Source organism: Zhengella mangrovi (genome assembly GCF_002727065.1).
GTDB classification, from domain to species: Bacteria; Pseudomonadota; Alphaproteobacteria; order Rhizobiales; family Rhizobiaceae; genus Zhengella; species Zhengella mangrovi.
In genome coordinates this window covers 47453-60918 of the sequence record NZ_PDVP01000017.1, presented here as the reverse complement: position 1 = coordinate 60918, position 13466 = coordinate 47453, and the positions used below count along the sequence as shown (strand labels likewise).

Genomic DNA, 13466 nt, shown 5'->3' with positions numbered 1-13466 from the left:
TCACATGTTAAGCGCTATAAATGTGCCAAGCGGTTCATTCGAGCCAATATGTGCAATTTTTTTACTTGCCAGATAAAAATTTTCAGGTCTTATCGCCATCTGCTGATACGTTTGGCGCGGATTATGCTTGCTGATTCGCCTCTCCGTTTGCGTCCGTGCCGGCGGTGCGCCTGCGGAAAAAGAGCCCTCAAACGCTTTCGGAATTCTCGCCAAAATTTGTGCGCGGAGGATTTCATCTGCCGCAACAGCACCTATATGCCGGGAAACAAGCGAGCTTCGAAGAAGGATCGATGATGCGAAAGTGGTTTCTTGCCGCCGTCGTGCTGATCAGCGGAATTGCAGCCTCCCTCGTGGTGATGACGCCAACGGGCGAGGGCATTCGCGATACCGTCTCGAACTATCGCGACCTGACCCGCTACGAGGTGCGCGGCGATCGCATGTATATCTCCGGCGAGCTGAATGCCCGCACGCCGGAAAAGCTGAAGCGGGCGCTGCGGGACAATCCGCAGGTCGGGACGCTCGTCCTGACCGACATGCCCGGATCGCTTGACGACGAGGCACTGTTCCCGTTCGCGAAGTGGGTTCGCGAGCAGGGACTGAACACGCACCTGAAGAGCAACTCGAAGATCGAGTCGGGCGCTGTCGACCTGTTCCTGGCCGGCGAACGCCGCACGATGGAGAAGGGCGCGAAGATCGGCGTGCACTCGTGGAGCGAGGGCGACCGGGAAGCGCGCGAATTTCCGAGCTACCACAGCGTGCACCGGATCTACGCCGACTACATCCGCTCCATGCTGGGGTCGGCCGAGTTCTACTGGTTCACCATCGCAGCATCGCCGGCGGACAGCATCCACTGGCTGACCGAATCCGAGATTGGCCGCTTCGGCCTGGTGACGAACTAGGCCCATCCTTTTCAGGCAGCCGGAAAACTGCCGGACTGGGGCGCGGTGAGTCACCCGCCGCCGATGGCGTGTGGCGGGAAGGTGACTGTCACGGCGAGGCCCGGATCATTGTCGGACAGGGCCAGGCGCGCATCGTGGAGGTCGGCGACGGCCTTGACCATGGCGAGGCCGAGGCCTGATCCGGGGGGCGTGCGGCTCTTGTCCAGCCGGTAGAGTCGTCGCAACACCTTGTCGCGTTCGTCGGCCGGGATGCCGGGTCCGTTGTCCGCGATGCGCAGGACCACGTCGCCGTCCACCGCCGAGACGGAACAGTCGATCGCGGGCCGGGTGCCCGCATGCCTGAATGCGTTCTCCAGAAGGTTGGCAACCAGTTGCGTCAGCAGTTCCCGGTCTCCCTCCATGGCCGGCAGGTCGGGCGCGATGCGGGTCTCGATCCTCCCGCCGGTCTCCTCGGCATGGGCCTCGTAGAAATCGGTTACGCTGGCGAGCACCGTTGCAAGATCGACGGGCGCGAAACGGCTCTTCCTCGCGCCGGCCTCGATCTGGGCGATACGGAGCAGGGCGTCGAAGGTGGCCAGGATCGTCCTGCTCTCTTCGTCGATGTCTGCCAGGTCCTGTTCGACCGGTTGACCGGCTGCCTGCCTGTCCAGCGCCGTTTCGATGCTGATGCGCAGGCGGTTCATCGGCGTTTTCAGGTCGTGGGCGATGTCGCTGGAAATCTGGCGGTTGGTCTCGACGGCCGCGCCGAGGCGTGCGACGGCATTGTCGATCCGCTGGCCAATCAGGTCGAGATCATCGCCCGATCCGCTGCCGGGAATGCGCGTCTCGAAATTGCCGGCGGCCACCTGTTCCAAAGCGTCCTCGATCTCCGCGATGCGGCGGTTCATCCGGATCGACAGCGCCGCGCCGCCTGCCAGCGAAACCACCGTCAGCAGCAGAGCGGCCCAGAACGCGCCCTCGAAGAAGACCTCCTCGACCTCGCTGAGATCCTCGGCGCTCGCCCCGACGAGCATTGTCATGCTGCCGACCTGTCCGGAATGGATGAAATAATCGTAGTCGCCGGGAAGTCCGAGGGCCCTGGCGCTGGCTTCCCCGGTTGCGGGCAGGGCGCCGGCAAAATCGATGTTGCCGGCCATCGTGGCGCCGTCCGGCCCGCGCAGAAGGTAGATGCTGTCGAGATTGCGGACGGCCCTGGAATGAATCTGCAGGGTCTCGACCAGGTCGCTTTCGCCGCTTTGCGCGTAGAGGCCGGTAAAGAAACCGAACTCGTCGGCGACCGCGCGCTGGTGGCGGCCGACGAGTTCGTCGCGAATGACGAAAAAGGCCGTGGCGCCTGCCAGTCCGGCGGCCACCAGGAACAGCGAGAGGAAGAGGACCGCTGTCCGGAAGCCGGTGCTTTTCAACAGGTCAGCGCGGGGCATGGAGGCTGTACCCGGTGCTCCGGATGGTGTGCAGCAAAGGCACGTCGAACGGCTTGTCGATCTTGGCGCGCAAGCGGCTGACATGGGTCTCGACAACGCTCGTCTGCGGGTCAAAATGGAAATCCCAGACCTTTTCCAGCAGCATCGTACGGGTCAGCACCCGGCCCTCGGCGCGCATCAGCGTTTCCAGCAGGGCAAATTCCTTGGGCTGCAGATCGATGTCGTTGCCGGCCCGCGTGACACGGCGGCGGATCAGGTCCATTTCCAGGTCGTGGACCCGCAGAACGGTTTCCTCGGTCTTCATCGCCGGGCGGCGCGCGAGGGCGGAAACGCGGGCGGCCAGCTCGGAAAAGGCGAAGGGCTTGACCAGGTAGTCGTCGCCCCCGGCCTCAAGGCCCTCGACGCGGTCGTCGACGCCGCTGACGGAGGTCAGGAAGAGGACGGGCGTACGGTTCCCGGCCGCGCGCAGGGCCTTGACGAGCGACAGGCCATCGAGGCCGGGCAGCATGCGGTCGGCGATGATGACGTCATAGGTTTCGCGGGTCGCCTGGAAGAGCCCGTCCGTTCCGTCCGCGGTCACGTCGCAGACATGGCCGGCCTCGGAAAAGCCGTGCCGCACGTAGTCGGCGGTCTTCCGGTCATCCTCGATCAGGAGAAGTCGCATGCGTCCGGGCTCCCCGGGGTTCGTTTGGCCATTTGACGACGCCGGTGGCGCCGGGGTTGCGGGAAACCTGCCCCTAACATTTTGAAACGCGGACCGCCACAAGGGCGATCCGCGGACCGGGCATGATATCGGTCAGTTTTCGCTTTCCAGCGGCCGTGTCGCGCCGATGGTTGCCTGCTGCCGGCGATGGTTCCGCACGGAAGCCAGCACGATACCGGTCATCAGCACCAGGCAGACCAGTGACGCATTGTACGTGCCGAGATCGAGACCGCCATGGGACACGGGCTTGGTCAGGAAATCGCCGAAGGTGGCACCGAAGGGCCGGGTGAAGATGAAGGCGATCCAGAACAGGGCGATGTCGTTCATCGCGCGGGTGTAGTGGAGGGTCAGCACGAGGCCGATCACCGCGGTGCAGACGAGGGCGGCCTCGACGTAGCCGAGGCCGGCGTTGTCGACGAGGAAATCACCGAAGGCCGTGCCGAGGCTGTTGGAGAAGACGACGGCGATCCAGAAGGTGATCTCGGCGTCGCGGCGGCGGATCGGGTCGACGCTCAGGTTGCCGTCGCGCCAGTACCAGACGGCGAGCGTTGCCAGAAGGCCGGCGGTCAGGATGACGGAGCCGCTGGCGTAACCCAGGCCGAGCGTACGGTCCATCATGTCGGAGATCTCGGTGCCGGCCGTCGTCGTCGCCACGATGGCGGCCCAGAACAGGGCCGGGTGAAAGTGGCTGGCACGGACCTGGAAGAAGATGACGGCAACCAGCAGGGCGCCAGTGATGCCGAGACCGGCCACATAACCGAGGTTCAGCGTCTGGGCGATGAAGTCGCCCGTCGTCTCGCCGAGCGTCGTGGCGATGATCTTCATGACCCAGAAGGCCAGCGTGACTTCCGCGATCTTGGTGACGGTTGCGGCAGTCGATGTGGCATGGCCGGTTGCCGGCCCGGAATGGACTTTGTCGTACATGGACTTGTTCCGTAGGAAAAGGGATTGGGAGGATGGGGCGTTCGGGGAGATGCGGGCCGGGTTTTTCCCCGGCCCGCCCGTTGCAGGTCTTGCCCCGGTCGTCTGGCCCGCCATGGCCGTGGCTGCGGATCCCGGTGGGCGATCCGGTGCCGGCACGGCGGACCTGCCTGCAACGAAACCGGGTTCAGGCCTGCTTTGTCTCGTCGCCGTCATGAACGATGGTCATGTAGGCGATGACGACGGCAATGCCGAACAGGAAGACGAGGCTGGTCGTGGTGGTGCCGAAGCCCAGTCCACCGTCCGCCTTCGCCTGGGACATCAGGTCGCCGAAGGAGGCGCCCATGGGCCGGGTGAGGATATAGGCGAGCCAGAAGGCCAGGATGCCGTTCAGCTTGAAAACGTAGTAGCCGAGCGCGATGACGGCGATCGCGGCGCTGTAGGCGAGCCCCGCCTGGAGGTAGCCAAGCGACAGGCCTTCGGCGACGAGATCGCCGGCCGCTGTGCCGAGCGCGAAGGTGAACAGGATGGCCAGCCAGTAGAAAGCTTCCCGCCGGAAGGTGTAGATGGTGTGAATGGACAGGGTCCGCTCGATGGCGAACCAGAGCGCGAAGGTGGCCGCCAGCGCGATGGCGAAGCCGAGCGTCGCCGCCTGCAGGCTGACGCCGAGATTGTCCACCAGGTTGTCCGTGATCAGCGTTCCGACGACGGAAACGAGGACGACGGCCAGCCAGTAGGTCCAGGGGACATAGCGGCGCTGGGCGAATTGCAGGACCAGGGCGGCGATCAGGAAGCCGCTCATGATGAGCGAAGTGGCCGGAAGGCCGAGGCCGAGATTGACGGCGAGGTAATCGGCCGCCGTCTCGCCGACGGTGACTGCCAGCAGCTTGACGATCCAGAAGTCGGGCGTCACCTGCGGGACGCGGTTGTAGACGGGTTTTGCCGGCCGGGCCGATGCCGGTCCCGCGGTCGTGGCAAGTGTGGTCATGTCGCTCTCCTCGGCAGCCGGGGCGGCCGCCATGCAATGAATGGGTCAACGGGCCGGGCGCTCGGGCGACGGTCCCTCCGGTCATCGGCGACCGGACGATGCCCTTATGGCTTTGCGACCTGTCAGCTGCCTTTCGGGAACCTTACGGATTTGTAAGCCGGACGGCGCAACGGCCTGCGCCCTGTTGCCCAGATCCGGCCACAAGCCCGAACAATCCGTAAGGTTGCGGAAAGGCGGGCGTGACATGGCGGGGTCATCTTCCTTTTACCGGACCGGCATGGAGCCGGCCGGTCACAAGGAGAACCACATGACCAAGTCCAAGACCATTGCCGCCACCGTGCTCGCAGCCGCGCTCGGCGCGGGCCTTGCCCCGCAGGCCTTTGCGGCCGAACGATCGGCACAGGCGGATGCGCAGGAGATGCAGGCGCTGGCCGCGGCGAAACTGTCCGCGGGTGCAGCGATCGACGCGGCCCTGGCGCAAGCACCGGGCAAGGTGTCCGAACTCCAGTTCAACCTGGAAAACGGCGTCGGCAATTATGAGGTCTCCATCCTCGGACAGGATGGCGCCGAGCACGATTTCGCGGTCGATACCGCAACGGGCAAGGTCTCCGTGATCGCAGCGAACGAGGACAGCGGCCAGGCCCGGGATGCCGAGGACGACGATGGCGGCCAGGAGGTCGGCGAGACCGACTGACGGCGCAGGCTGAACCGCGGCCGTGGCGCATCCGCCACGGCCGTTTCGACGGACGAAGCGGTCCGGTTGCGTGGCCGCCTCAACATACCGGGGAATTGCCGACATACCGCCGTCATCGGGCCGCCGTAGAAGCGCCACGATGACGCAGCGTGATGATGCGCAACGACCGGTCGGGCGGTGGAGACGGAAGCATGAACCACTCAAGACGAATGATCCTGAAGTTGCTGGGGTTGCCGGTGCTGCTGCTGGCCCTGACCGGGATCTACCTCGCCGGCCTGCAACTGACGGGCAATTTCTACGAAGTCCTGCCGGGGCAGCTTTACCGGGCAGCGCAGGTCACTCCGGACAGCCTTGCCCGCTACCATCGCGACTACGGGATCAAAACCGTCATCAACCTGCGCGGCGCCAAGCCCGGCAGCGCGTGGTATGACGGCGAAATCCGGGAATCGAAGGCGCTTGGCATCCGTCACGTGGATTTCGCCATGCAGGCCAAGCGCGAGCTGACGGACGAACAGGCCCGCGCACTCGTCGCCCTGATGCGTGACGCGCCGAAGCCGATCCTGCTTCATTGCAAGAGCGGGTCCGACCGGACGGGCCTGGCCTCGGCACTGTATCTCGGCGCCATCGCGGGCGCGACGGAAAGCCATGCGGAGGGCCAGCTGTCGCTGCGCTTCGGCCACGTGGGCATCCCGTTCCTGTCGCCGACCTTCGCCATGGACGAAAGCTGGGAACGGCTCGAATCCTGGCTCGGATACGCCTCCTGACAGCCATCGGTCCGGGTTGCGCCGGGCATTCCGGGACAGGGGCGAGGGGACAGCCCATTCCCGCCGCAGAAACATCATGGACTTGCCGCGTTTCTGTAAGCCGCCCGTAAGCGACGCAAGCGAGCTTGCACCCGTCACACGAAAGGACGGGCTCGCATGCATCCGATTGCAATCCTGGGGCGTCTGGCCGCCGACCGCGGCGATGCGGAACACCTCATCTCTTCTGTCTTCCTGGCCAGTTACGGCGCGTCCCTGGCGGGGTTCCCGGAGACGATCGCCGCGAAGGCCGGCCCGGACGGGCGCTTCGTCTGCGCGGCCGGACTGCGTTTTGCCGGCGACGGGTTCTTCTCGGAATGCTACCTCGATGGTGCCGTCGAGGAGATCATCGGCGCGCAGACCGGGCAGTTCGTGGCGCGCGAGCGGATTTTCGAGGTGTCCTCGCTGGCCAGCCGCGATCCCGGACTGACGCCGCGCTTCATCGGTGACATCGTGCGCTACGGCCAGCAGAACGGCTTCGATTGGTGCTTCTTCACGCTGACCCGGCGCCTGGCACGCATGCTGACCCGCATGGGCCTGGCGCCGCTGATGCTGGCGCCTGCCGACCGGCAGCGCGTGGCAGGGTTCCAGCGCTGGGGCAGCTATTACGACCACGAACCGGCCGTCTTCGCGCTGGCCAATCCCGGCGCGGTCCGGCCCGTCATCCTTCCCCGCCCGGAGGCCGGTCATGCGCTTTCTCTTTGATGCCATCGAGCGGCAAGCCGCAGCACGGCCCGGCGGGATCGCGCTCAGCGACGATAATGGTGCGCTGACCTGGCGTGACCTGCGCGACAGGCTGGCCGATGCCGCGCGCTGGATGGAAGACAAGGGGCCGACCATCGGCCTCGCCGCCCCCAACGGCCTCGACTACGTCATCGCGATGCTGGCAGCGGCCCATCGCGGAAGGACACTGGTGCCGCTGCCCCTGTTTTTCAGCGACGACCAGCTTGGCCGGATCGTCATCGATGCGGGAATCGACGCCATCGTCACCACGGAAAGCCACCGCGCCCGTGCCGCGAGATTCGGCGTGCCTGCCCATGCCCTGTCCCACGACGGGGCAGGCGGCACGTGTCCGGCGCCTTGCGACGATTTCCGGCTGGTCATCTACACCTCCGGCAGCACCGGAACGCCGAAGGGCGTGGTCCATTCGACGCGCCAGATCGAGGCCGTGACGCGGGGCCTGGCGAGTGCCAGCGGCGGGTCGGCCGCCGACAGCTACCTCTCGGTCCTGCCCCTGCCGATGCTGCTGGAAACGATCTGCGCGGTGTTCCTGCCGATCCTCTGCGGCGCGCGGGCGCATTTCGCCACGGCTTTCGCGTCCCGGGTTGCCGCTGGTGACGGGCGCGGCCTGGCACCGCTTCTGGCATCCCGCCGGCCGACGGCGATCGTGCTGGTGCCGCAATTGCTTCGCAGCCTGGTCGGGGAACTGCAGGCGCTCGGCTTAACGCCACCGGCAAGCCTCCGGTTCGTTGCCGTCGGCGGCGCGGCGGTCCCGGCACCCGTGCTGGAGGCGGCCGAACGCATGGGAATCCCCGTGTTCGAAGGCTACGGGCTGTCCGAATGCTGTTCGGTCGTTGCGATGAACCGTCCGGGTGCCCGGCGGACAGGGACGGCCGGGCAGCCGCTGGACGGCGTGTCGATTGCCATCGACGAGGGCGAGATCGTCGTTTCCAGCGCGGGCGTGATGGCAGGCTATCTCGGCGGCACTGCGGCCGGGCCGGCCTGGCGCACCGGCGATCTCGGCTCAATCGACGCGGACGGATTCCTGACTGTCCATGGCCGCAAGGACAACCTCATCGTCACGTCCTTCGGGCGCAACATTTCGCCCGAATGGATCGAGGCCGCGCTGATGGCCGATCCGCGCATTGCCCTTGCCGCTGTCACGGGTGGCGACGGCGCTGCGCTCGACGCGCTGCTGATCGTTTCGCCGCAGGGCGAGGCCTGGATCGCGGACGGTTCGATGGACGCGATGCGGGCGGCGGTGACGTCCCTTTGCCGGGACCTGCCTGACTTCGCCATTCCGGTCCGGATCGCCGCGCTGTCGCTTGCCGATGCAGCCCGGGCAGGGCTTCTCACGTCCAACGGCCGGATCGTCCGCGCGCGGGTCCGTGATTTTCTTGCGCGCAACCATTCCCCGCTCGCCGCCGAACAGGCCGGCGACATTTCCCCCGCCTCTGAAAGGTGCCATCATGACTTTCTATGAACGCCTGCAGGCCGAAACCGCAGCCGAACGCGACGCCTTCTTCCGCATTCCGATCGTCCAGCAGGGCATTGCGCAGGGCGCCAGCCTGCAGACCTACCTTGCCTTTCTCGAACAGGCCTACCACCACGTGAAGCACACTTTCCCGCTCCTGGCGCTGACGGCCTCGCGGACCCGCGACGAGCGCTACCAGGATGCGCTGGTGGAATACATGGAAGAGGAAAGGGGCCACGAGAAGTGGATCCTCGACGACATCGCGGCGCTTGGCGGTGACGCCGCCGCCGTGGAGGCCGGAGAAGGGGGGGCGGCCTGCCGGATCATGGTGGCCTACACCTATTACGCGGTCGAGCGCATCAGTCCCTATGCCATGCTGGGAAGTGTCCACGTGCTGGAAGGGCTTTCGGTGCTGCTGGCTGACCGCGTGGCCGATACGCTCAAGGCCCGCTTCGGGACCTCGGAAGAGAAGGGCTTTTCCTACCTGCGCTCGCACGGGGCGCTCGACCAGGACCACGTCGCCTTTTTCCAGACGGTCATCAACGGGTTCACCGACAGGGACGTGCAGGACCTGATCATCGGCCAGTCGAAAATGTTCTACCGTCTCTACGGGGCCATCTTCGAGGACCTCGGGCAGGAGGCGAACATTGCCCGGGCCGCTTGATGGACGGCGCGTGCTGGTGACGGGGGCGGGGTCGGGCATCGGGCGCGCTCTCGCCGTCGAGGCCGCAAGGCGCGGGGCAAGCCTGTGCCTGAGCGGCCGCCGGGCCGACGCCCTGCGCGAAACCCGAACCCTGCTCGACCCGGGCCAGGTGCACCTGGTCGTGCCGGCCGATATCACCAGCGAAGCCGGGCGTGCCGGTATCACCGACAGCATCGGCGCGGCCTGGGGCGGGCTCGACATCCTGGTCAACAATGCCGGGGTGATCGCCGCCGGCAGCCTGACCGCGATGCCGGACGAAACTGTCCTGGCCATGATGTCGACGAATGTCACGGCGCCCATGTTCCTGACCCGTGACCTGGTTCCCCTGCTGGAACGCGGGCGGTCGCCGCGCATCGTCAACATCGGCTCCATGCTGGGCGAGATCCCGTTAGCGCATTTCGCCGCGTACTCGGCGTCCAAGGCGGCGGTGAAGGGCGTGTCTGTGGCCATGCGGCGCGAATTGCGTGCACGCAACATCGCCGTCACTTATGCCGCACCCCGGACAACTGCCACCGATGCAGCGGCGCGGCTCAAGGCCTACGTGCCGGAAGGAAAAGCCGACAGCCCCGAGCGGGTCGCGCGGCAGATCTGGCGCGGCGTCGAACAGGGCAGGGACCATGTCTATCCATCTCCCGCCGAGCGCCTGTTCATGGCGCTCCAGGCCCTGGCTCCACGGATGGTGGACCGTTTCGTCACTCCCCGGACCAGCACGATCGTTCCGGGGCATGCCCGGACCATCGACCCAATACCAAGCGAGGATGCATCCCATGTCTAGTCTCACCTTCAAGACCATCGCGGCCATCGGCCTGTTCGCCTGCGCACTGGCGAGCCAGCCGGCCCGCGCCGACGATGCTTCGGCCATGCAGGCCGATATCGCCACTGTCCGCGGACAATGGGAAACGCTGAAATTCACCATGCGCGAAGGCGACCGGCAGACCGCGCTGATGAACGAACTCGGCAAGCAGGCCGACGATCTCGTGCGGAAATACCCCGGGCACGCCGAGGCGCTGATCTGGGACGGGATCATCACCAGCGAACGGGCTTCCATGGCCAGCGCGTTTTCCGCGCTCGGACTGGCGAAACAGGCCCGCGACCTGCTTCAGCAGGCCTATGACATCGACCCGGCGGCGCTGGATGCCGGGGCCACGACCAGTCTTGCCGTCCTCTATTACCGGGTTCCGGGTTTCCCCATCGGCTTCGGCGACAACAAGAAGGCCCGTCACCTGCTGGAACAGGCCGTCCAGATCGCGCCGGACAGCCTGGACGCGGAGTATTTCTACGGCGATTTCCTCTACGGGGAGCACGAGTACGGCCATGCCCTGCAAGTGCTCGAAAAGGCGCTGACCATCCCGGCCAATGCCGACCGGCCGCTCTGGGACAACAACCGCCGGCTGGTGATCAAGCAGCTGATCGGCAAGGTGAAGGCAGCCGGTGCATGAGCGCCGGCCTGCAGCGGCGCGACGTCTGGGCCGCCACGGGACACCAGCTTCGCCGCCCGGACGGGCGTGCGGGCTGGGTTCTCGGGCACCTGATGTCCCACTTCAACTGGAAACCCTATCTCGCCGCGATCCATGACCTTGATATCCGGCCGGATCATCACGTCCTGGAACTGGGGTTCGGGTCCGGCCGGGGGCTGAAGCGGGTCCTGACCCATCTCGACGGCGGAATGCTCACGGCTGTCGACCACTCGCCCACCATGGTTGCCATGGCCCGGCGCAAGAACGCGGCGGCCATCCGTGCGTCGCGGCTCGACCTGCGGGAAGGGCCGTTTTCCCCGTTGCCCTTCGCCGACCAGTCGTTCGACCGGATCCTGGCGGTCAACGTCGCCTATTTCTTCGATCGCGCGGGCCATGACATGCGGGACTGTTTCCGGGTTCTGAAAGGCGGCGGGCGGCTTTGCCTCTATGTCACGGAACGCGCCACGATGGAGAAATGGCGGTTCTGCGAAGCGGAGACGCACCGCACCTTCGACCGGGGGGAAGCCGTGGATCTCCTGACCGAGGCAGGGTTCGATCGCGGCGCGATCGAGGTCCTTCCGGTCTCCCTGGGCTTCGGCATCCGGGGCCTCGTGCTCACCGCGACTCGCTGAGGTCCGGTCCGGCAAAAGGCGGTTCGGGAAAGGTCATGGCCGCGCGGGCACCGCCTTGCGCGCGGTTGGCAAGGACCAGCCTGCCGCCATGCGCGACCATCGTTTCGGAGACGATGGCAAGGCCGAGGCCAAGACCTTCCGAGCGATCGCCGGTCGCGTCGTCCGGCTCGTCCGTGCCATGCAGACGGGCATCGGAATAGCCCTCCCCCTCGTCTTCCACGGCGATCCCGGTCCGGAACACGCGGATGGAGACCAGTCCGCCGGGCGGGGAGTGCCGGATGGCATTCTCGACCAGGTTGCGCAGCGCCCGGAACAGGAAGTCCTGCGCCCCGGCGACCACGACCGGGCCCGGCGGGCAGTCCAGTTCGAGCCTCCGCCCGGCCTGGACGAGCATGGGCGCCATGAAGCGTGCGAGCGTCGCGGACAGGGCGCCGAGGTCCACGCGATCGCCGGCCTCGAAGTGGATGGTGCCGACCCGGACATGGTCGATCAACTGCGTGATGACCCGTTCCATGCCGTTGAAATCCGCCTCGACATCGCGGGCGGCGGCGTCGGGCAGGCGTGAGATGCGCGCCTTGGCCACGGCAAGCGGCGTTCGCAGTTCATGGGCGAGATGTGCGGCAAACCGTTCCATGGCAAGGAAACCGGCCTGCAGCCGGTCCAGAGCGCCGTTGACGGCGCGTACCAGGGCCAGCACGTCGTTCGGCATCTGGCCCTCGGTCAGCCGCGTGGTCATGCTCGATGGCCGGATGGAGGCGGCCTCCTCCGCTGCGAGCCGGAGCGGTCTCAGGGTCAGCGCAAGGACGACCGTGTTGACCAGCAGCAACAACAGGATGAAGGGGATCCAGAGCCAGGCGATATCGCCGATGAATTCCTCCAGGATGGTATCGAAAACGATGTGCTGGGGTGGAAAGGCGATCTGGAGAATATCGGTCGCCTGGCCTAGCGCGACGGGCATGGACATGCCGAACAGCGCCTTGCCGCCGTCGGTGGGCGGAAGAAAGTAGAAGCGATGCCGGCCCGAAACGGCCGGGACCAGCGGCCGCTTGCCGGCCAGGGAGGAGAGCAGCACCTGGCCATCGGCCGCGATCACGGCGAATTCGCCATGCAGCGCGCGGATGCGAAGTGTCAGATTGGCGACGGCTGCGTCCTGCATCGACGGATCGGCGCGGATATCGCTTGCGAAATCGTCGGCGAAGATGGAGAGCGTCTCCTCCCGCAGTTTCCGGTCGACCGACTGGAAGCGGACGTAGAGAAAGCTCGCGCTCAGGCCGATCTCGACCACGGCGACCGCCGACATGGCGATGACCAGCCGCTGAAACAGCGTCCGCCTGGACCAGATCACGACGGACGTTCCGCCAGCATGTAGCCGATGCCGCGCATGGTGTGGATGTCGACGGGAGACCTGGCTTCCTCCAGCTTCCTGCGCAAGCGGTGGACCAGCACCTCGATCGCATTGGAACTGGGCTCCTCGCCGAATCCGTAGAGGGCATCTTCCATGTCCGCCTTGGACAGGACCCGGTTCGGCCGGCGCAGGAAGAGTTCCAGCGCGGCAAACTCCCGCCGGCTGAGCGACAGGTCGAGGCCGTTGACCTTGACCGAGTGGGACGCGGGCGCCAGTTCCAGCCTGCCGTGGCGCAGGACGGTCTCCTGTGTCACCACGCCGCGGCGCATGATGGCGCGGACGCGGGCGATCAGCACGCCCATGACGAAGGGCTTGGCCAGGAAGTCGTCGGCGCCCTTTTCCAGGGCCTCGATGATGCAGGTGGAGGCATCGCGTGCTGTCAGCACGAGCAGGGGCATGGTCGGTGCAATCTGGCGGATCGGGCCGATCAGCGTGAGGCCATCGCGGTCGGGCAGGCCAAGGTCGAGCACGACGGCGTCATAGGTCATGGCCAGCATGGCCGCCTCGCCGTCACGGGCAGTCGCCATCCAGTCGACGGTCAGCGTCTGGGCGCGCATCGCGTCGCAGATCACGTCGGCAAGCTTCTTGTTGTCCTCGATCAGGAGTATGCGCATCGGGCAGGGGGGCAGTGTGGGAACATGGCGGGCTC

At 66.3% G+C, this 13466-nt stretch carries 15 protein-coding genes; 9 read left to right on the top strand and 6 right to left on the bottom strand.

The window, feature by feature from the left end; genetic code table 11:
• Positions 1–290: 290 nt before the first annotated feature.
• Positions 291–899 carry a COG3904 family protein gene (locus CSC94_RS20210; protein ID WP_099308191.1) on the top strand — a complete coding sequence of 203 codons (609 nt, stop codon included), beginning with the start codon at positions 291–293 and terminating at the stop codon, positions 897–899.
• A gap of 50 nt (positions 900–949) precedes the next feature.
• Here the strand turns inward: CSC94_RS20210 and CSC94_RS20205 are convergent, their stop codons facing one another.
• The 4 genes from CSC94_RS20205 to CSC94_RS20190 form a co-directional block, all read right to left on the bottom strand.
• On the bottom strand, positions 950–2320 hold the full coding sequence (locus CSC94_RS20205) for a HAMP domain-containing sensor histidine kinase (protein ID WP_165784528.1): 1371 nt from the start codon (positions 2318–2320) through the stop codon (positions 950–952).
• The gene (locus CSC94_RS20200; RefSeq protein ID WP_099308189.1) at positions 2307–2984 is read right to left on the bottom strand and encodes a winged helix-turn-helix domain-containing protein; all 678 of its coding nucleotides are present in this window, start codon (positions 2982–2984) and stop codon (positions 2307–2309) included. Before CSC94_RS20200 ends, CSC94_RS20205 begins: the two co-directional genes overlap by 14 nt.
• Positions 2985–3116: 132 nt before the next feature.
• On the bottom strand, positions 3117–3947 hold the full coding sequence (locus CSC94_RS20195) for a COG4705 family protein (protein WP_099308188.1): 831 nt from the start codon (positions 3945–3947) through the stop codon (positions 3117–3119).
• 184 nt (positions 3948–4131) lie between these two features.
• Positions 4132–4932: a COG4705 family protein gene (locus CSC94_RS20190; RefSeq protein WP_099308187.1), complete on the bottom strand. Its 801-nt coding sequence runs from the start codon at positions 4930–4932 to the stop codon at positions 4132–4134.
• Positions 4933–5239: 307 nt separating this feature from the next.
• On the opposite strand from CSC94_RS20190, the gene CSC94_RS24695 reads away from it, so the two are divergent.
• The 8 genes from CSC94_RS24695 to CSC94_RS20150 all read left to right on the top strand — a co-directional run bounded on the left by CSC94_RS24695 (position 5240) and on the right by CSC94_RS20150 (position 11412).
• A complete protein-coding gene (locus tag CSC94_RS24695) occupies positions 5240–5626 on the top strand; it encodes a PepSY domain-containing protein (RefSeq protein WP_165784527.1) in 387 nt (128 codons plus the stop codon).
• 191 nt (positions 5627–5817) lie between these two features.
• Entirely contained in the window at positions 5818–6390 is a 573-nt protein-coding gene (locus tag CSC94_RS20180) for a dual specificity protein phosphatase family protein (protein WP_099308234.1), read from the top strand.
• Between the two features lie 156 nt (positions 6391–6546).
• Positions 6547–7131, top strand: a complete 585-nt coding sequence (locus CSC94_RS20175; RefSeq protein ID WP_099308185.1) for a thermostable hemolysin — start codon at positions 6547–6549, stop codon at positions 7129–7131.
• Positions 7115–8629, top strand: coding sequence for an AMP-binding protein (locus tag CSC94_RS20170; protein ID WP_099308184.1), 1515 nt, complete (start codon positions 7115–7117; stop codon positions 8627–8629). Before CSC94_RS20175 ends, CSC94_RS20170 begins: the two co-directional genes overlap by 17 nt.
• A complete protein-coding gene (locus tag CSC94_RS20165) occupies positions 8616–9284 on the top strand; it encodes an iron-containing redox enzyme family protein (RefSeq protein ID WP_099308183.1) in 669 nt (222 codons plus the stop codon). Before CSC94_RS20170 ends, CSC94_RS20165 begins: the two co-directional genes overlap by 14 nt.
• Positions 9268–10098 carry an SDR family NAD(P)-dependent oxidoreductase gene (locus CSC94_RS20160; RefSeq protein WP_099308182.1) on the top strand — a complete coding sequence of 277 codons (831 nt, stop codon included), beginning with the start codon at positions 9268–9270 and terminating at the stop codon, positions 10096–10098. The genes CSC94_RS20165 and CSC94_RS20160 overlap by 17 nt, the downstream gene beginning before the upstream one ends.
• On the top strand, positions 10091–10762 hold the full coding sequence (locus tag CSC94_RS20155) for a tetratricopeptide repeat protein (RefSeq protein ID WP_245408429.1): 672 nt from the start codon (positions 10091–10093) through the stop codon (positions 10760–10762). Before CSC94_RS20160 ends, CSC94_RS20155 begins: the two co-directional genes overlap by 8 nt.
• Positions 10759–11412 (top strand): class I SAM-dependent methyltransferase, encoded by a 654-nt coding sequence (locus tag CSC94_RS20150; RefSeq protein ID WP_099308180.1) that lies wholly within the window; start codon positions 10759–10761, stop codon positions 11410–11412. The genes CSC94_RS20155 and CSC94_RS20150 overlap by 4 nt, the downstream gene beginning before the upstream one ends.
• Here CSC94_RS20150 and CSC94_RS20145 read toward each other — a convergent pair.
• On the bottom strand, positions 11396–12757 hold the full coding sequence (locus CSC94_RS20145; protein ID WP_099308179.1) for a sensor histidine kinase: 1362 nt from the start codon (positions 12755–12757) through the stop codon (positions 11396–11398). The two genes, CSC94_RS20150 and CSC94_RS20145, sit on opposite strands and share 17 nt — an antisense overlap.
• Complete coding sequence (locus tag CSC94_RS20140; RefSeq protein ID WP_099308178.1) at positions 12754–13431, bottom strand: response regulator transcription factor; 678 nt, start codon at positions 13429–13431, stop codon at positions 12754–12756. Before CSC94_RS20140 ends, CSC94_RS20145 begins: the two co-directional genes overlap by 4 nt.
• Positions 13432–13466 lie beyond the last annotated feature (35 nt).